The 18,543-nt window shown below is 41.8% G+C and carries 22 protein-coding genes; 10 read left to right on the forward strand and 12 right to left on the reverse strand.

Features of this window, described 5'->3' with window-relative positions; translation table 11 throughout:
- Positions 1-31: 31 nt before the first annotated feature.
- The 3 genes from SOI84_RS05565 to SOI84_RS05575 all read left to right on the forward strand — a co-directional run bounded on the left by SOI84_RS05565 (position 32) and on the right by SOI84_RS05575 (position 3,898).
- Positions 32-1,639, forward strand: a complete 1,608-nt coding sequence (locus SOI84_RS05565) for an NAD(P)H-quinone oxidoreductase subunit 4 (protein ID WP_320675373.1) — start codon at positions 32-34, stop codon at positions 1,637-1,639.
- Between the two features lie 133 nt (positions 1,640-1,772).
- The gene (locus SOI84_RS05570) at positions 1,773-2,663 is read left to right on the forward strand and encodes a segregation/condensation protein A (protein ID WP_320673582.1); all 891 of its coding nucleotides are present in this window, start codon (positions 1,773-1,775) and stop codon (positions 2,661-2,663) included.
- Between the two features lie 56 nt (positions 2,664-2,719).
- A complete protein-coding gene (locus tag SOI84_RS05575; RefSeq protein ID WP_320673583.1) occupies positions 2,720-3,898 on the forward strand; it encodes an NDP-sugar synthase in 1,179 nt (392 codons plus the stop codon).
- Here SOI84_RS05575 and SOI84_RS05580 read toward each other — a convergent pair.
- A complete protein-coding gene (locus SOI84_RS05580) occupies positions 3,891-4,772 on the reverse strand; it encodes a methylenetetrahydrofolate reductase (RefSeq protein WP_320673584.1) in 882 nt (293 codons plus the stop codon). The genes SOI84_RS05575 and SOI84_RS05580 overlap by 8 nt on opposite strands.
- An 87-nt stretch (positions 4,773-4,859) precedes the next feature.
- Between SOI84_RS05580 and SOI84_RS05585 the strand changes: the two genes are divergently transcribed.
- Entirely contained in the window at positions 4,860-5,138 is a 279-nt protein-coding gene (locus SOI84_RS05585; protein ID WP_320673585.1) for a helix-turn-helix transcriptional regulator, read from the forward strand.
- Here the strand turns inward: SOI84_RS05585 and SOI84_RS05590 are convergent.
- From SOI84_RS05590 to SOI84_RS05625, 8 genes are all read right to left on the reverse strand, one after another.
- Positions 5,095-5,301 carry a hypothetical protein gene (locus SOI84_RS05590; RefSeq protein ID WP_320673586.1) on the reverse strand — a complete coding sequence of 69 codons (207 nt, stop codon included), beginning with the start codon at positions 5,299-5,301 and terminating at the stop codon, positions 5,095-5,097. The genes SOI84_RS05585 and SOI84_RS05590 overlap by 44 nt on opposite strands.
- Positions 5,302-5,373: 72 nt before the next feature.
- Positions 5,374-5,874, reverse strand: a complete 501-nt coding sequence (locus SOI84_RS05595; protein WP_320673587.1) for a CYTH domain-containing protein — start codon at positions 5,872-5,874, stop codon at positions 5,374-5,376.
- 9 nt (positions 5,875-5,883) lie between these two features.
- The gene (locus SOI84_RS05600; RefSeq protein WP_320673588.1) at positions 5,884-6,813 is read right to left on the reverse strand and encodes an NAD(+) kinase; all 930 of its coding nucleotides are present in this window, start codon (positions 6,811-6,813) and stop codon (positions 5,884-5,886) included.
- An 11-nt stretch (positions 6,814-6,824) separates the two neighbouring features.
- On the reverse strand, positions 6,825-7,157 hold the full coding sequence (gene nuoK, locus SOI84_RS05605) for an NADH-quinone oxidoreductase subunit NuoK (protein ID WP_320673589.1): 333 nt from the start codon (positions 7,155-7,157) through the stop codon (positions 6,825-6,827).
- A 28-nt stretch (positions 7,158-7,185) separates the two neighbouring features.
- On the reverse strand, positions 7,186-7,785 hold the full coding sequence (locus tag SOI84_RS05610) for an NADH-quinone oxidoreductase subunit J (protein WP_320673590.1): 600 nt from the start codon (positions 7,783-7,785) through the stop codon (positions 7,186-7,188).
- Positions 7,785-8,435, reverse strand: a complete 651-nt coding sequence (ndhI, locus tag SOI84_RS05615) for an NAD(P)H-quinone oxidoreductase subunit I (protein WP_320673591.1) — start codon at positions 8,433-8,435, stop codon at positions 7,785-7,787. The genes SOI84_RS05610 and ndhI overlap by 1 nt, the downstream gene beginning before the upstream one ends.
- A 117-nt stretch (positions 8,436-8,552) precedes the next feature.
- The gene (gene nuoH / locus SOI84_RS05620) at positions 8,553-9,713 is read right to left on the reverse strand and encodes an NADH-quinone oxidoreductase subunit NuoH (protein ID WP_320673592.1); all 1,161 of its coding nucleotides are present in this window, start codon (positions 9,711-9,713) and stop codon (positions 8,553-8,555) included.
- A gap of 18 nt (positions 9,714-9,731) precedes the next feature.
- On the reverse strand, positions 9,732-10,898 hold the full coding sequence (locus tag SOI84_RS05625) for a citrate synthase (protein WP_320673593.1): 1,167 nt from the start codon (positions 10,896-10,898) through the stop codon (positions 9,732-9,734).
- 450 nt (positions 10,899-11,348) lie between these two features.
- Between SOI84_RS05625 and SOI84_RS05630 the strand changes: the two genes are divergently transcribed.
- Together SOI84_RS05630 and SOI84_RS05635 are read left to right on the forward strand one after the other, a co-directional pair.
- Positions 11,349-11,702 carry a rhodanese-like domain-containing protein gene (locus tag SOI84_RS05630; RefSeq protein WP_320673594.1) on the forward strand — a complete coding sequence of 118 codons (354 nt, stop codon included), beginning with the start codon at positions 11,349-11,351 and terminating at the stop codon, positions 11,700-11,702.
- A gap of 77 nt (positions 11,703-11,779) precedes the next feature.
- Complete coding sequence (locus tag SOI84_RS05635) at positions 11,780-12,778, forward strand: HrcA family transcriptional regulator (protein WP_320673595.1); 999 nt, start codon at positions 11,780-11,782, stop codon at positions 12,776-12,778.
- A 7-nt stretch (positions 12,779-12,785) separates the two neighbouring features.
- Here the strand turns inward: SOI84_RS05635 and trpB are convergent, their stop codons facing one another.
- Positions 12,786-14,036 (reverse strand): tryptophan synthase subunit beta, encoded by a 1,251-nt coding sequence (gene trpB / locus SOI84_RS05640; protein ID WP_320673596.1) that lies wholly within the window; start codon positions 14,034-14,036, stop codon positions 12,786-12,788.
- Between the two features lie 49 nt (positions 14,037-14,085).
- Between trpB and SOI84_RS05645 the strand changes: the two genes are divergently transcribed.
- Together SOI84_RS05645 and cysC are read left to right on the forward strand one after the other, a co-directional pair.
- Complete coding sequence (locus SOI84_RS05645) at positions 14,086-14,409, forward strand: translation initiation factor (RefSeq protein WP_320673597.1); 324 nt, start codon at positions 14,086-14,088, stop codon at positions 14,407-14,409.
- A 61-nt stretch (positions 14,410-14,470) separates the two neighbouring features.
- Entirely contained in the window at positions 14,471-15,109 is a 639-nt protein-coding gene (cysC, locus tag SOI84_RS05650; RefSeq protein ID WP_414153624.1) for an adenylyl-sulfate kinase, read from the forward strand.
- Between the two features lie 43 nt (positions 15,110-15,152).
- Here the strand turns inward: cysC and purE are convergent, their stop codons facing one another.
- Positions 15,153-15,695 (reverse strand): 5-(carboxyamino)imidazole ribonucleotide mutase, encoded by a 543-nt coding sequence (purE, locus tag SOI84_RS05655; RefSeq protein WP_414153625.1) that lies wholly within the window; start codon positions 15,693-15,695, stop codon positions 15,153-15,155.
- Between the two features lie 75 nt (positions 15,696-15,770).
- Here purE and nagA point away from each other — a divergent pair, with 75 nt between their 5' ends.
- Positions 15,771-16,931: an N-acetylglucosamine-6-phosphate deacetylase gene (gene nagA / locus SOI84_RS05660; protein ID WP_320673600.1), complete on the forward strand. Its 1,161-nt coding sequence runs from the start codon at positions 15,771-15,773 to the stop codon at positions 16,929-16,931.
- A 25-nt stretch (positions 16,932-16,956) separates the two neighbouring features.
- Positions 16,957-17,670: a magnesium protoporphyrin IX methyltransferase gene (bchM, locus tag SOI84_RS05665; RefSeq protein WP_320673601.1), complete on the forward strand. Its 714-nt coding sequence runs from the start codon at positions 16,957-16,959 to the stop codon at positions 17,668-17,670.
- Positions 17,671-17,781: 111 nt separating this feature from the next.
- On the opposite strand, the gene SOI84_RS05670 is transcribed toward bchM, so the two are convergent.
- A complete protein-coding gene (locus SOI84_RS05670; protein WP_320673602.1) occupies positions 17,782-18,507 on the reverse strand; it encodes a response regulator transcription factor in 726 nt (241 codons plus the stop codon).
- Positions 18,508-18,543 lie beyond the last annotated feature (36 nt).

Raw genomic sequence — 18,543 nt, forward strand, 5'->3', positions numbered from 1 at the left:
TCTCGCAACACTTGAGCTTACCCATGGCCTAATGGAAGAACTAATTACAGACGATCTCCCATGGCTAAGCCTGTCAATACTTTTCCCTATTGCCGGAGCTTTCCTAGTCCCTTTCATTCCTGACAAAGGAGAAGGGAAGCAAGTGCGTTGGTTTGCATTAGGAATTGCTCTAGCGACCTTCCTTATAACCGTTGGTGCTTATGCAACTGGCTATGACCCAAGCATCAAAGGTCTTCAACTTTCAGAACAAATCAGTTGGCTACCAGACCTAGGCCTGAATTGGTCAGTCGGAGCAGATGGTCTTTCGATGCCACTGATTCTTCTAACTAGTTTCATTACAGCCCTAGCGGTTCTTGCAGCATGGCCAGTCAGTTTCAAGCCAAAACTTTTCTTCTTTCTGATTTTGGCAATGGATGGTGGCCAAATAGCGGTCTTCGCTGTGCAAGACATGCTGTTGTTTTTCCTTGCATGGGAGCTGGAACTTTTACCTGTCTATCTGTTACTAGCAATATGGGGAGGTAAAAAAAGACAATATGCAGCGACAAAATTTATTATCTATACGGCAGGTAGTTCTTTATTCATATTATTAGCCGCCCTTGCTATGGGCTTTTTCGGTGGAGGTAGTCCAAATTTTGAATATACAGTTCTCGCAGAAAAAGGGTTTAACACTAGTTTCCAACTGCTCTGTTATATAGGTCTTCTGATTGCCTTCGGCGTCAAGTTACCTATTGTTCCTTTACACACTTGGCTGCCAGATGCCCATGGAGAGGCAACTGCTCCTGTGCATATGCTGTTAGCCGGCATCCTCTTAAAGATGGGTGGATATGCACTTTTAAGGTTCAATGCACAACTTCTACCTGATGCCCATGCACAATTCGCTCCCCTTTTAATCATCCTTGGAGTTGTAAATATCATCTATGCAGCCCTGACCTCTTTCGCCCAGAGAAATCTGAAACGAAAAATTGCTTATAGCTCAATCAGCCATATGGGTTTTGTACTGATAGGGATAGGTAGTTTCAGTGCCTTAGGGACGAGTGGTGCAATGCTGCAAATGATTAGTCACGGACTAATCGGGGCAAGTCTTTTCTTCCTGGTAGGTGCAACTTATGACCGCACCCACACACTTCAATTACAAGAAATGGGAGGAGTTGGCCAAAAAATGAGAATAATGTTTGCCCTCTGGACTGTTTGCTCCCTCGCCTCTCTTGCACTTCCTGGAATGAGTGGCTTTGTTTCAGAGCTAATGGTTTTTGCAGGATTTGTTACTGATGAGGCTTACACCCTTACATTCAGAGTTGTAATCGCAGCTCTAGCAGCAATAGGAGTCATTCTTACCCCGATTTATTTACTCTCAATGCTTCGTGAAATCTTTTTTGGTAAAGAAAATAGAGAGCTGGTATCAAATACAAATCTTGTTGATGCAGAACCAAGAGAGATCTACATAATTGGTTGTCTTCTTGTTCCCATAATTGGCATCGGTCTTTACCCAAGGCTTGTGACAGATAGCTATACAGCTTCTATTGAAGCTCTCGTGAAACGAGATGTCTTGGCAATCGAACAACTAAAGAAACCCAGTGCTCCAATTTTTCGAAATAAAAATCTAATTCCTGCCTTTATAAGCGCCCCTAAAATTGAATAAGAAGAAGTCTTGAATTTTTTCACCTGAAACCTCCTAATCAGAATCCTCTCTATAAATCTCCACCACAACCAAAGAGATTAAACTGGCAAGTTTGCGTTAATCCAGATACCTTTCGAAAAAGCTCTTTCCAACCTTGCAAGAAGATGGACACAATAAAGGCGTTAATTCGGCTGCACGACTTGCCATCCGTCTTCTCCAAGATGCTGCTGAGAAAGGTGATCTAGATCCATGGGATGTGGACGTAATAGCAGTTATAGATGGATTTTTAGATCAATTACGACAAAGGATCGAAATCCCAAGACGAGTTGCCAATCAAATCCATCAACATGGTGGAAGTTACGAACATGATTTAGCAGAAAGCAGCGAAGCTTTTCTTGCAGCATCAATCTTGGTTGGATTAAAAGCTGAAGTCCTTGAAGCTGAAACCTTTCCCCCAGCGCAAGTCGAAGATGAATACTTTGATAGTGAATTAACCGAACAAGGATGGCTTGATCCAAGCTTTGTGCTGCCTATAAGGCCAGAAAGACATCTATTAAGACGTCCTGTCGCTCCTCCTCCTTTACGACGACCTGTAAGCCTTGGAGAGCTCATTGAACAGCTAGAAACAATTGCAGCCCAGCTTGAATCTGACGAACTTGAGCATAGAAGAAGGAATAAAAAAAAGCGATTTAGCGAAAGAGAAGCAATTGCTCAAGTTACAGCCTTAGCCCATAGAGAAAAGCTTCCAGAGACAACAGCTGCTTTAGGAGTTTTCCTGAAGAGCTGGGAGCCAGCTTTGTATTGGACAGACTTTGAAATGTTGATTCAGAAATGGCAACAAGCTGCTAAAGAAGATTTAGACACTGATCGAGTTGGAGTGTTTTGGGCCCTTCTATTTCTATCCTCACAAGGCCAAATAGAGCTTGAACAAAAAGGTTCTTTGTACGCTCCTATTCGACTAAAACGAATACTTCCACAAGGCAGCTTCGCGCAACTTCCACTAAAAACCATCAACGTGCCACCTGCCACGCCGGCCGCTGCATAGAAGTGATGGTTCATGGCCGTCTATGTTGTCTGACTAGCTGAGGCCTACAAACGCCTATGAAGGCGATGATACTGGCGGCCGGAAAGGGTACAAGAGTCCAGCCGATCACCCACGTGATCCCAAAGCCCATGATTCCAATTCTGCAGAAGCCTGTGATGGAGTTTCTGCTGGAACTTCTTAAGGAACATGGGTTTACGGAAGTGATGGTCAATGTCTCTCACCTGGCCGAAGAAATCGAAAATTATTTCAGAGATGGTCAAAGGTTTGGTGTTGAAATTGCATATAGCTTTGAGGGGCGTATTGAAGATGGTGAACTGATTGGGGACGCGCTTGGGTCTGCAGGAGGATTAAAAAAGATCCAAGACTTCCAACAGTTCTTTGATGACACATTTGTAGTCTTATGTGGCGATGCGCTTATAGATCTTGATCTCTCAGAAGCCGTAAAAAGACATAAGGCCAAAGGGGCAATGGCAAGCTTAATTACAAAGCGAGTATCGAAAGATCAAGTAAGTAGTTATGGCGTTGTAGTTACCGATGAAAACGACTTAGTAAAAGCGTTCCAAGAAAAACCTCAGGTTGGCGAAGCACTTGGCGACACAATTAACACAGGAATATACCTTTTTGAACCAGAAATTTTTGAACACATTCCTTCTGGAAAACCTTTTGATATCGGCTCCGACTTATTCCCTAAGCTAGTAAATATGAAAGCACCATTCTATGCACTTCCAATGGATTTTGAATGGGTTGACATTGGAAAAGTACCCGACTATTGGAAAGCCATTAGAAGCGTTCTTCAAGGCGAGGTAAGGCAGATTAGAATCCCAGGCAAGCAAGTCAAGCCTGGCATCTTTGCAGGATTAAATGTAGCCGCTAACTGGGACAAAATAAATGTTAAAGGCCCTATATATGTTGGAGGAATGACTAGAATTGAAGACGGTGCAACTATTATCGGGCCATCAATGATTGGTCCAAGTTGTTGCATCTGTGAAGGCGCAACAATAGATAACTCAATCATCTTTGACTACTCACGAATTGGGCCAGGCGTGCAACTTGTTGAAAAACTTGTCTTTGGCAGATATTGCGTTGGTAAAAATGGCAACCACTTTGACCTGCAAGAGGCAGCACTTGATTGGCTAATCACTGATGCAAGACGTCAAGATCTTGTCGAGCCATCTCCCCAACAAAAGGCCATGGCAGAACTTCTAGGTACAGACTTAACATCTCCTGCTAATTAAAACCTGCCTTCGCGAGAATCTTTGGAATGAGGTTCTCAGCCTTAACGGCCATTAGATGAACTCCCTGTGCAATCTCCACATAATTTTTCACTTGCTCAGAAGCTATAGCAACTCCCTCTGAAAGTGGATCAGAAGCTTTTTCAAGCCGCTCTACAAGAGCTTCAGGAATACAAGCTCCAGGAACAACTTTATTGATAAATCTCGCATTGCGAGCTGATTTAAGTAAAAACACCCCTGCTAAAACTGGCAAATCTAAAGGCTTCGCAACCCTTGAACAAAATTCTTCCAACACAGTCGATTCCATAACCATTTGTGTCTGTAAAAACTTGGCGCCAGCAGCTTTTTTCCGTTCCAAACGTTTATATAAACCTGAAAAACTTCTACAATTCGGATCAGCAGCAGCTCCAGGGAAAAAATTGGTACCTTTATCCGGTAAAAAGCCCTTTACGGGATCCTCCTGTCTGTTAAAGCAATCTATTTGCTGAAGAAGTCTTACCGATTCGTAATCATTAACAGCTTTAGCCTCAGGTTGATCTCCAACTCGTACGGGATCCCCAGTAAGACAGAGCACATTCCTTATTCCCAAAGCATGTGCCCCAAGCAAGTCACCCTGAATAGCAATACGATTCCTATCTCTACAACCCATCTGCAAGATGGGTTCTAAACCAGCATCAAGCAACAACTTGCACAAGGCAAGACTGCTCATTCTCATGAAGGCGCGGCTTCCATCCGTGACATTAATTGCATTCACGCAGCCCCTCAAAGTCTCTGCCATTGCTAGAGACTTTGAGGGGTCAGCACCTCGTGGAGGCATTATCTCAGCAGTAATTGTTACGGCTCCGACCTCAAGAGACCGCTGAAGCGTTGCAATCAAAACCCTCCTGCATTTAGCTACTTACTATGGGTTATCGCATGGCACAAGTCTGCCTAAGATGTGTTGCATGGGCTAAAAGGCAGGTGGATGACGCCAGGCGAATTCTCTGATTCAAGTCAAATGTCCCTTTCTGCAAGGGAAATGGAAATTATTGAATTAGTAGCAAGTGGTCTTACAAACCAGGAAATTGCTGAGCGACTCACCATCAGCAAACGAACCGTGGACAACCATGTAAGCAACATGTTTACAAAAACTGGTTCCAAAAATCGAGTTGGTCTTCTCAACTGGGCAATGGACCATGGCAAAATTTGCCGAGAAGGGTTTAATTGCTGTTCATTACAAGACGAACCCTCTTCCGACTCTTAGCCTCGTGAAGTTCTGTCTCGGGTAATGACATCAACGAGCATGCAGCCGTAGGGAGTTCAAATAATTCTGCATAAGCTAAGCAAGCTTCTCTATCTGCGCCTATAAATCGCAAAATGCCGTCGGTATCGTACAAACCAAACAATTGAACCTCCTTACCTTTCATCCCTCAGAGTTAGCCCTGGCATACCAGGCCCTAATGAAAGTATAAAGAGAATCTAAAGGATCGAGGTGCTCTTTATTCCCTGAAGAAGGCTTTTTGTTGCTTTACCTCCCACTGCGAAAATGGAACTCGAGCGAGTGATGCATTACTGAAGCTAATTTCACCTGTAATTTCCTCCCCGCACCATTCAGGAATATCCACTGGAAAATCCTCCGTAGGAAGCTCAACTTCTGCTAATACAAGAGGGAAATTTTCCCCCTCAAAACAATCCACAATCCAATCACCCCCGTCTATAGCTAATTGATAACGTGTTTTCACTAAGCGATGCTGAGATACAGTCCAAAGTGTTTGTGCATCCTTGTTGGGAATCAAATATTCAAATTCATGATTTGCAATACCCTTGGCAGGGGCTTTTATGGTCAACCAGCTCTGATGATTAGAAATAATTCTTACCCGTACAATTATTCCTGTTTCGGAAGCTAAAAGATAACACTGTCTGAATGATTTCGAACCATTAGCTTTACTCTTCCAATCATCAGAAGCAACAAGAAAACGTCTTTCAATCTCCAAACTCATTTTGTCAAATTAAAACTGACTAACACCTTTGACAAAACTTCCTGCCCAATGAAGTTTATGTGTCAGGCTTCGATAATAAGAAGGACTATCTTCAAGCCACAACATATGTGCATAACTCCTTGATCGTTGAACTTCACAAAACTGGCCTGGCTCTAACAAAGCTATACTAACTCCGTCTTTCCAAAGCTTTGTTCTTCTAGAAGCATCACCCAAAGGTCTAATAATCAATCTTGACTTGGGTGGCACGACAACAGACCTACTTGAAAGACTCATTGGAGATATGGGGCTAACAATTATTGCCTCAATATCTGGGTGCAAAATTGGACCTCCCGTAGCCAAAGAATATCCTGTGGAACCAGTAGAAGTTGCAAGAATTAAGCCGTCGCCTTTGTATTGGTCAACCACCTCTCCATCAATCTCCAATTCCAACGTACATGTGGGTGAAATCTCATCTCGATAAGAACGCATATAGAAATCATTTAATGCAAGATGAGAGTTAGGAGTAATTTCAACTTCTGTATTAGTAGATATTTCTTGATTAGATAAAGTGTTTGTTTTGGAATGGATAGTTGCCTGAAGCAGCATTCGTCTTTCTATAACAAAAGCATCTTCAAAAAGTTCATCCCAAAGGTTTCTCTTTTGTAATAAACGAGAATCATGCGTAAGAAATCCCAAATGTCCGCCAACATTAAAACTTAAAATTGGAACTTCATGGATAGCAAGATGTCGAGCTGCACCTAAAACAGTTCCATCTCCACCAAGTACAACAGCTAAATCTGGTACTTGAGAATTCGACTCGAAAAGTGCAAGCTCTGATTTACTTAATGATGTCATTACCTGAACACCCAAAGATTCAAGCTCCTTTGAACAAGTTTCCGCTGCTTTTTTTGCCTGAGGGCTTTCTCCCCGATAGATCACCCAGACCAAATCGAGACGCATTACTTTCCTCCCTACCACCTCAAAAGATTGAAACGCTCCATATCAACAGTTACACGATTTCTATAAAGGGACAAAAGAATTGCTAAGCCAACCGCAGCTTCAGCTGCGGCTACAGTAATTACAAAAACAGCAAAGACCTGTCCTCTAATCAATTGTCCATCTATATAGGAAGAAAATGTCATTAGATTTATATTTACAGCATTCAACATCAACTCAATACTCATAAGTACTCGAACTGCATTACGGCTATTAATCAAACCCCATATTCCAATACAAAACAGAAAAGCAGCCAGCAACAAGTATGCTTCTATTGAGACATGGCCATTAGCAAAAAGATCTTTCATCGCAATTGTGATAATGATTGGTGTTTGATTAGGTTGAATTATCAGTCAAAAGTGGCGTTTTTGCCTTCTCAAGAAGACCTTGATCAACCGGATCACCAGTAGCAATATCTTCAATTAGCACATCTCTACGTGCTAAAACAATTGCTCCAATCATTGCCATAAGCAAAAGTACAGAAGCAAGTTCAAATGGCAAAAGATAATCAGTAAAAAGATGCTCACCTATTCTCTCAGTAGCTTCTTCTCCAATGGCATTTGGACCAGGAACTGCCCAAGGTGTAGTAAAAACAACACGAATCAATAAAGAAAGCATTCCAACACAGACACCTCCTGATACCAGCCTCCTAACCTGCAATCCTTTAATAGGCTTTAATTCCTCGCGTTTATTAACTAACATAATTGCAAAGAGAATAAGAACATTTACAGCGCCTACATAAACTAAGACCTGTGCAGCCGCTACAAAGCTCGCATTAAGTAGAAGATAAAGGCCTGCTATAGCCATAAACACACCCCCCAACAAAAATGCTGAATAAACAATATTGCTAAGAAGAACTACCCCTATACCACCAATGACTACAACTATGGCCAGAACCAAAAAACAAATCGACTCAGCAGTAATAGGAATTGTCATCAATCAGATTTGTCTTTGCTTTCTGGTACTTGTGAGGAAACATCTTGATCTCTAGGGCCAGGATCGGCCTTCTTCATTTCCTGGAAGACCTCAGAAGGTAACCTTCCCACACGAGTCTGATTGGAAGGCACGTCATGTGGATCCATTATTCCTGAAGGTAGATAAGCCAACTCTCGAAGAGGTTGTACGGATGGATCTGTGGTGACACTAGTAGGTAATCGACCCAACGCCACATTATCAAAGTTCAAACTATGTCGATCAAAAGAAGAGAGTTCATATTCCTCAGTCATAGAAAGACAGTTGGTAGGGCAATATTCAACACAATTACCACAAAAAATACATACTCCAAAATCAATAGAATAATTTCGCAATTCTTTCTTCTTAGTCTCTTTATTCATGACCCAATCAACAACAGGAAGATTTATTGGACAAACTCTCACGCAAACCTCACATGCAATGCATTTGTCAAACTCGTAATGGATCCTTCCGCGATATCTCTCTGAAGGGATCAACTTCTCATAAGGATACTGAACGGTGATTGGCCTTCTGCGGAGGTGATCAAATGTCACAGCTAGCCCTTGGGCTAAATAATTAGCTGCATCAACCGCCTCACGGGTGTAATTAGAAACCTTCTTAAGGAACCCAAACATCACAACGGACCTAGCTCAACGCGTGCACATACACATTGCAAATCTTACAAGCCCTTGGATCATGATAGGTATAACTACGTTGAATTGTCTCGAGAATGACTTGCCTGCGACAAGGAATCAACCCCCAAAAGCAATGGGGAAAACCAGTTTGAGGCCTGCAGTAACTAGCAAATTTACTAAAGAGATAGGCAAAAGAAATTTCCAACCCAAATCTAATAATTGATCAATACGTACTCTTGGCGTCGTCCATCTAAGTAATATTGCAAGAAATACAAGCAAATATGCCTTAAGAACAGTCATAACTATTCCTACTGATCCAATGACTATCTGAATAAGAGGAGCATCTTGAGACTGCCCAAGCCAAGACGTAAGCCATTCCACCGGAAAGGGAAACCCCCATCCACCTAGATACAGAACAGCAACCAATAAAGCTGATAAAACCAAGTTGATATAGCTTCCTAAATAAAAAAGAGCGAATTTCATACCTGCGTACTCAGTCTGATAACCAGCAACAAGCTCTTCCTCTGCCTCAGGCAAATCAAAAGGTAATCTTTCGCACTCAGCAAGTGCACAGATCCAAAAAATCAAAAAACCAACTGGTTGTCTCCAAATATTCCAACTGAGCAAACCAAAACCATTTTGTTGCTCAACAATGTCAACTGTGCTCAAAGAATTACTCATCATTACAACTGCAAGAACAGATAAAGCAAGAGGGATCTCATAACTGATTGACTGCGCAGCTGCCCTCAAACCACCTAGTAAGGAATATTTGTTATTAGATGCATAACCACTCATCAATAAACCAATGGGCTGAATGCTACTTAAGGCAATCCAAAGAAAAATCCCAATACCTATATTGCTTATCAATAGATTCTGCCCAAAAGGGACAATTAGCCAAGACAAAATCACTGGAACCAAAACCAAGACAGGACCCAGGGTGAACAACAGCCCATCCGCCTTGGCAGGGATAACATCTTCCTTAACTAACAACTTCAACCCATCTGCCATTGGTTGAAGAACCCCAAGTGCTCCAGCATATTCAGGTCCAATCCTCTGCTGCGCTGCTGCTGAAATTTTCCTCTCCAGCCAAACTGTCACCAAAACCCCAACTATTGCAGCTATCAAAACCAGCAGCATTGGGAAAGGCAGCCAAAGTACATGGGCTAACTCAGAGGAAAACCCCAAACCTTGAAAGACATTCGTAAAACTCAACTCAAGATCAATTCCTGATCCAGCAGTGCCAAGGAGTGTTGTGACAAAAGTGTTCACTAATTTCATGACTTTAATAACAGCAAATTAAGCATCCATTTCTAAGGTGCGCTCTTCTACAGGACACCAAGCTCGGGTTACCTTACCTGTATAAATCTGTGAAGGCCGAAAAATCCTATTAGCGCCAAGCTGTTCACGCCAGTGGGCAAGCCAACCCGCGACACGAGATATTGCAAAAACTGGAGTAAAAAGATCTCTAGGAATTCCCAACTTCCTATAAACCAAACCCGAATAAAAATCTACATTTGGATAAATGCCTTTAACAGCTAGAAGAGAAGAGGCTTCTCTCTCAAGAGCTGTAGCAACATCGTACATATCATCTCTGCCAAACCTTGCAAACATTTCCTCCGCAAGTCCTTGCAAAATGGAAGCCCTTGGGTCCTTCACTCTGTATTCCCTATGGCCAAACCCCATGATTTTCTGTTTATTTTCAACGGCTTTCTTTAAATAAGCAGCAGCCTGATCCGGCGAAGAAATCTCCTCGAGCATTGCCAAGACATCTTCATTCGCCCCTCCATGAAGTGGCCCGGCAAGTGTGCCTACAGCCGAAGCAACGACCGCATAAGGGTCTGTAAGAGTACTCGCTGTAACGCGTGCACTAAAAGTGCTCGCGTTAAGACTGTGCTCAGCATGAAGTATTAGACATCGATCAAAAATACGAGCGGCGATGGGATCCGGTTCCCGCTCTGTAAGCATGTATAAAAAATTGGCCGAATAAGCCAAATCATCCCTTGGTTGAATCGGATCTTGTCCCTTCCGAATCAGTTGAAAAGCCGCCACCATTGTTGGGATCTTGGCAATTAATCGAATCACAGCGTCATAAACATATTTAGGTCTATCAATGGCCCTTCGAGAGTAAAAAAGCCCTAAAGATGCAGCACTTGACTGCAGAGCATCCATGGGATGCCCAGTAGCTGGGAAACACTTCATCATGTCTCGAACACGAAAACTAACCCTCCTATGCCTCTGCACTTCTGCTTCAAAATCATGAAGTTGCTCTTCTGTTGGCAACTCACCCCATATCAATAAATAAGCTGTTTCTAAAAAAGTGCTATGTGCAGCAAGGTCCTCTATGGAATACCCCCGATAAGACAAATGACCGTTCAAGCCATCTATGTCGCAAATTGCAGAGTGGGTGACTGGAACCCCCTCCAAACCTGGACGGAAAATTATTTCATGCGCTCCATTACTCATTGCAAGAACCTATTTTGCAATTTCTAAATTGATTCATCACTCCTCTTATTTAATGATAAAAACAATACGTCACCCCAAGGAAAGGAACGTAAAAATTTGAATCCCTGAGACCTCATAACACTCCAAAGGCCCCTGGACTAGAAGCAAGCTCTTCAAAGCAACTTAAAAGGTTTATATAAATCTGCATCAAAATCGATGGTCGCCATACCTCAAATTGATTTTGATTGGACTCAGCCTCTAGAGCAATGATTGCGCGCAGACAATCTTCTCCTGAACATTTAGGAAATTTTATTTGATTCAGAGGCAGCCCAAAAACCTTTATCATGTTTTCTTTTACTGCAAGGCTTTAATTGTTTGTCTCCAACATTCTAATTCTCAAGCCTCTTCTGAACTTAGGCACATCCTTGTAAATTTGACCTGAAAAAACCACATCAATCAAAAAATAAACAAATGGCTCAACTCCAACCAAAAAGAATTTCTCCAAAGGATTTATCAAGTTGGCTGAACCAAGAAGTCACAAAGCCATTTTTGATAGATGTCCGAGAAGAAGAAGAACTGAATATTGCTCCTTTCCCTGCTCAAGCAATGCATCTTCCGCTAAGCCAAGTAAATAATAGGCTAAAAAACTTACAAGTAGAAATACCAAAAGATAAATCTGTTGTTGTTATTTGCCATAAAGGAATCAGAAGCTGGAATTTTGGGATGTGGCTATTAGAACAAGAGTTTGGTTATGACGTTTGGAATCTTGATGGAGGAATAGATGCATGGAGTACTGAGATTAGCCCAGAAACCCCAAGGTATTAAAAGGTTAAAAACAAGTCTAAAATTTGTTCTTAACAGCATATTGAAGCTCGTAATATCGAGTCAACTTACTAAATCAAGTGGAGACGCTGTCCTTTAGACAAAAACAAGTTCTACGTTCAACGGTTCGTCACTACGTAGACACAATCGAGCCAGTAAGTAGCAAAACACTTGTTGAACGGTTTGGATTAAAAGCAAGTGCTGCCACTATTCGCACTGCAATGGGAGCACTTGAACAACGAGGTTTACTAACTCAACCACATACCTCGTCTGGTCGAATACCTAGCCAGAGAGGTTATCGGCATTACGTCGACTGCCTTCTCCCGCCACCAGCAGCAACAATTAATCATTTAGAACATGAGCTAACCAATTTAGGCTTGCAATGGGCAGCACTAGATGACTTACTTGTACATCTTGCAAAGAGACTTACTGATTTCACAGGACTAATGAGTCTGATTGCAAAGCCTAAAAAACTAAAACATGGACTTCAAGACATTCGACTTGTCAAAAGCGGTACAAGACTTCTAGTAATGCTTGTAAAAACATCAGATCAAGCAACCCTCTTAAACCTTCAGCTACCCCATGACACCAATCTGGAACTAGAAGGGCTCGAGGCTTGGACGCAAGACCAATTAGAAAGATCAAATGATGGTTTTATTAACTGGGCCAACCTCCCTTCCCATCTCAATTTAAGTGGCTCTTTCCTTAAAGAAGCCATCCAAAATCATAAACAAGCGCCAACAAACACCGAAGAAATTGTCATCACACGAGGAATCTCACAACTTGCCTCCCAACCAGAATTCAAAGAAAGCAATAGTTTTAGACCTTTTTTAGAACTTATGGATAGTCAACCATCAGCAGTGGTTCCGGAATTAACTAAAAGGAGTAATAGTGTCTGGATTGGAGCAGAACACCCTGAAAGTGCTTTAAAACACTTCTCTGTTGTCCAAGCTGCTTATAAAAGTTCCACCAATGGTATTGGACACGTCGCTTTGATAGGTCCAATGCGCATGGCCTATTCAACAGCAATAGCTGCTGTTACCCATGTAGCAAAGCACCTGGAGAGACTTTTAAATTAAAAGCACCTCACAAATCAACACCTAATTTGTTAGCAACTGTATTTACATCCTTATCACCTCGCCCTGAACAATTAATAACAATTTCTTTCCCTGGCTCCAATTTGGGACAAAGCTTTTCCAACCAAGCAAAAGCATGCGCTGTCTCCAATGCCGGAATTATTCCTTCTAGTTGACTAACCAATTGCAAAGCTTCAAGTGCTTGCTGATCAGTTACCGCCACATACTCCGCTCTTCCAATTTCAGCAAGATAACTATGTTCAGGACCAACTCCTGGATAATCCAATCCAGCACTTATCGAATGTGCTTCTTGGACTTGCCCTTCGGAATCCTGTAATAAAAAGCTCATAGCCCCATGCAAAACCCCAATACGACCCTCTGTAAGAGTTGCGGCATGTCTTCCAGTTAATACTCCATCTCCAGCAGCTTCAACACCAATCATTCTGACTTCAGTGTTCTCAACAAATGGATGAAACAAGCCCATGGCGTTAGATCCTCCACCTACACAAGCTAGAAGTACATCAGGAAGTCTTTCAAATGCCTCCTGACACTGCAGCTTTGTTTCTTGTCCAATTACTGCATGAAAATCACGAACCAACATTGGATATGGATGCGGTCCCGCAACTGAACCAAGAATGTAATGAGTTGTCTCGACATTGGTAACCCAATCTCTAATCGCTTCACTAGTTGCATCCTTCAGAGTCGCAGTACCTGCTGTAACAGCTTTAACCTTTGCCCCAAGCAACCTCATTCGAAAAACATTTAGAGCCTGTCTTTGCATATCTTCCTTTCCCATATAAACAACACAATCCAGACCAAAACGTGCACATACCGTTGCGGTTGCCACTCCATGCTGCCCAGCTCCAGTTTCAGCAATAATTCTCTTCTTACCCATTCGTAAAGCTAAAAGAGCCTGTCCCAGTGCGTTATTAATCTTGTGTGCCCCGGTGTGGTTGAGGTCTTCTCGTTTGAGCCAAATCCTTGGTCCACCTTCAGACCTTGAATAATGTGCTGTAAGTCTTTCAGCCTCATATAGAGGTGTTGGACGACCTACATAAGAACGCAACAATTTAGTTAATTCTTCAGTGAAAGAATGATCTTTCCAGGCTTCTGTAGCAGCTTTCTCCAGCTCGGCAAGTGCTGGCATCAAGGTTTCTGGGACATACTGTCCCCCAAATCGACCAAATCGTCCCAATTTCGAGGGCCTTGCTGTGAGTGAAAGATCACCCTCTTTAGGTTTAGGAGGAAGTGTGCTGCTCATCGACAAAAAGATTGAAAATAGATATCAGTTGGAGTAAAGACTTAAATCCATGCCAAAAGGAAACTGGGTTGAATTCAACGACCCAACGCCAACCCATCAACAAGAACCTAATGCATCCACAAAAACCAAAGCCAAGAAGGAAATCAGGATAAAGCGAGTCCGTAATAACAAAGGAGGTAAAACAATTACGGTAATAAGCGGTTTAGATTTAACTCATAAGGAGTACTTGAAATTACTAAAGCAATTTAAAACTCGACTGGGTACAGGAGGGACAGTAAAAGGAAATTCCATAGAAATCCAAGGAGACCAAATAAAGGCAGTTATGGATTTACTCAGAATGGAAGGATATCGCCCAAAACAATCTGGTTCTTAACAAGAAAGAAAATATATGAACCTCCTCGATGGAGAATGGCACCCATATGAGCATTGCCACAATGAGCACACCCTCAGATCAAGCCATAGATCACAAAGCAAAAAACATCTCTTGGCATACAGCTTCTATCGACAGAAATGCCATAGCAACGCAAAGAGGTCATAAAAGTGCAATTCTCTGGTTCACAGGTCTCTCTGGATCAGGCAAAAGCACATTGGCAAATGCCGTTAATGCAAAACTGTTTGAAATTGGTATATCCAGCTATGTGCTCGATGGCGACAATGTGAGACATGGACTATGCAAAGATCTTGGATTTTCAGATCAAGATCGTGCAGAAAATATTCGGAGGATTGGAGAAGTTGCCAAACTATTTCTCGACTCAGGCGTTGTAATTCTAACTGCTTTTGTATCCCCTTTTCGAAGTGATAGGGATCGCGCAAGGGCTCTTGTTGCGGACTCTGACTTCTTAGAGATTCATTGTGCAGCAGAACTTAAAGACTGCGAAGCAAGGGACCCAAAAGGACTTTATGCAAAAGCCAGGACCGGGCAAATTAAAGAATTTACAGGAATATCTAGTCCTTATGAAGAGCCTATCTCTCCAGAAATTAAATTAAATACAGGCAGCAAGAAACTTGAAGAATGCGTAGAGATAGTAATCAAAAAACTAATTCAATTCAATGTAATTCCAGACAAACCATAATCTAATTTTATGAGATCAATAATATGAATAGGCAACATTTAACCTACATTTGCTTCAGGTAATCTAAGACTCCCAATTCTGATAGCCTGTGATCTTTTGCGATCACTTGATCATGCATCGATTGACGATATGCAAATAGTTTTTTCTCCAAATTAGAATCAAATGTAGAAAGGATCTGAATAGCCAACAAACCTGCATTCAAACCCCCACCAATAGCAACCGTGGCGACAGGAATGCCTGCAGGCATCTGCAAAATTGAAAGCATAGAATCTACGCCTTGAAGAGACTTAGTCTGAACTGGTACACCGATCACCGGCAAAGAGGTCAATGAAGCAATCATCCCAGGCAAATGAGCCGCACCTCCAGCACCAGCAATAATTACCTTGAAGCCAAGGGCCTTCGCATCATTTGCAAAAGCCACCATCTCTAAGGGCGTCCGATGTGCTGAAAGGACTCTTATCTCACAATTGACGCCAAAACTGTTCAAAATATCCACAGCCGGCTTCAAAGTAGACAAATCAGAATCGCTACCCATCAAGATGGCAACCCGGGGATTTAGTTCAACAACTTCAGAAGACACAGACAGACTTGAAAAGGGCACTATGTATTCATAATGAAGAGAATGTAATTCTCTCGCATTAGATCCAATACCTTTATTCCAATGCGTCGGATCATCAATGTCAAACTTCCAGAAGGCAGCAGGAACTCCTCTCTGAACTCCCTGTGGTGGATTGGCCTAAATAGCGAAAACAAGATAATTCAGATTCAACCTATGTCAAACGAAGAGCATGAAATCGAAGGTGAAAACTGGGAAAAAGACTTTCTGAGCCCTATGGGTATAGACCTTCAAATCAATGGAGGAATGGGTATTAGCTTCAATCAACTAACCGAAAAACAACTTCCAAACCTACTAAAGCTGCTTGATATGCTTTGGCAAGATGGAATCGAATTCATATGTCCAACATTAATAACCTGTGAGACGAATCAATTACGCACATCTCTAGCTATTTTACAAAAAGCAAGAGAACAACACTCTCCAAATCGCTGCAAATTATTAGGTGCCCATCTCGAAGGGCCCTTCATTTCTAAAAGACGGATTGGAGCACACCCTGAAAGGGATATCTCCTCTCCAAACCTTCAAGAACTGGAAAAGAGAATTCAAGGTTTTGAAAAAGAAATCCAAATGATGACCCTTGCACCTGAGCTACCAGGAGCGAAAGATGTAATAAAGCAATTACATTCAAAAAAAATAATTAGTTGTCTGGGGCACTCAGAAGCTAATAAAACTGATGCCGAAATAGCCTTCAATAATGGGATCACCATGATCACCCATACTTTCAATGCGATGAAAGGGCTTCACCATCGAGAACCTGGTCCTATAGGAGCTGCTATTGAACATGGAAATATTGCCTTAGGACTTATTGCAGATGGAGTACACATAAATCCCTTAATAGCATCAATGTTGCACAAACTGGCCCCACGAAAATTAGTTCTTGTAAGTGACGCTCTCCCCGCCTATGGATTAGAAAATTCCAACTACTTCTGGGGAGAAAAAGAATTAATAATTCGTGAAGGCACATGCTTCATCAAAAATGGCCCTCTAGCAGGGACAAGATTGTCCCTGCTAGAGGGCTGCAAAAATCTTGCAAGTTGGATTCACAACCCTTCCGCTGCAATTTGGTCAGCCACAATTGCTCCTAGAGAAGTTATATGGGGTGAAATGTCAATATCTAAACTTCTTATAGGCCAATCCTTGAGTAGACTTCTACGTTGGCGACAGAAAAACGCTAATTGCGCATTGAATTGGCAACAAGCTGCGTAATTTACTTTTGACCACCAATGAATCTATGAGCAACGAACAACTAAACAAGCTCAAGGAAGCTGAAAAAAAAGAAGTCGCTAAATACTTCAACGAAATGGGCTTTGAAAGATGGAATCGCATTTACAGTGAAAGCAATGATGTAAATAGAGTTCAGCGGAATATACGAATAGGTCACCAAAAAACAGTTGACGATGTTCTGTCTTGGCTACAAAAAACTGAAAAACTAAATGAAGTAAGCTTCTGTGACGCAGGTTGCGGAGTTGGCAGCTTGTCTCTTCCACTCGCATTGATGGGAGCTGGCCACATCTATGCCAGCGATATTTCACAAGCAATGATTGAAGAAACCAAAAAGCGTGCAACCCTGGAAGGAATAGACCTCAAGAAAATCAATTTCAAAAAATCAGATCTTGAAAGCCTTTCGGGAAATTTCCATACAGTCATTTGCCTCGATGTACTAATACATTATCCACAGGAAGCTGCTGAAGAAATGGTTCGGCATCTTTGTTCTCTTACAGAAGAAAGGCTAATTATTAGTTTTGCACCATATACACTTTTTCTTGCCACACTAAAAAAAATAGGTCAACTATTTCCTGGCCCAAGCAAAACAACAAGAGCTTATACCCTGCGCGAGAAAGGAATCACAAAAATGGCAAATCGTTGTGGTTTTAACGTAAAGCGTACAAAATTAAATACAGCTCCATTTTATTTCTCTAAGCTTATTGAATTCAAAAAGGCTTAATCAATCCAATTTAACAGTTGCTAAATGTTATTTAATTAATAATTTTAGCCCTTTCAATGGTCGTTAGATTGGGGTATATAAAAGAAGAAAAATTTTTATCTCGCAGTTTTTTTAATCAACCAAATTCTTTTCAAGAGCATAACGAACTAACTCCGTACGACTTGAAGTTCCAGTCTTGTTAAACAAGCGGCTCACATACTTTTCTACATTCCGAATTGATGTTTCAAGCTGCCTTGCTATCTCCTTATTCATCAAACCTTCTGCTACTAATTGTAAGACACTTGCTTCTCGAGGTGTAAAGTTATGAATCACCCCTCCCTTACTGCTAGAAGCATCTCCTTTAGAAAGTAAAGATTTGATTTCTGTGATTTGCTTTGCCATTTGACCAACATCGGCATCTGCGAAACGCGCTGCTTCCGCAAGTAATCGATCTTGTCTCCTCACAACATTGCGAACACGTGCAACTAATTCTTCCGGATCAAAAGGTTTTGGTATGTAATCATCAACACCAGCTTGATAACCTTGGGTTCGATCAATTGTCATTCCCTTTGCTGTAAGGAAAATGACTGGTGTTCCTCCAAGACGTTCATCATCCCGCAAGCGTTTCAACAACTCATAGCCATCACATCTAGGCATCATCACATCACTAATCACAAGATCAGGAAGCATTTGCTGAGCCTTCTGCCAACCTTCCTCACCATCCACAGCGGTAGTCACTTCAAAGCCTTCATCTTGTAAATATGCCTGTACAGCTGTTCGTAAGCCTGGTTCATCATCAACAAGCAATAATCGACTTGGCTTTATAGCCTCAGAATTCTCAGTAGGTGAATCAATCATTCTGATTTTTCATAAATTCATAAGGTGAATCTAGAA

Source organism: Prochlorococcus sp. MIT 1341, from assembly GCF_034092415.1.
Classification (GTDB): Bacteria; Cyanobacteriota; Cyanobacteriia; order PCC-6307; family Cyanobiaceae; genus AG-363-P08.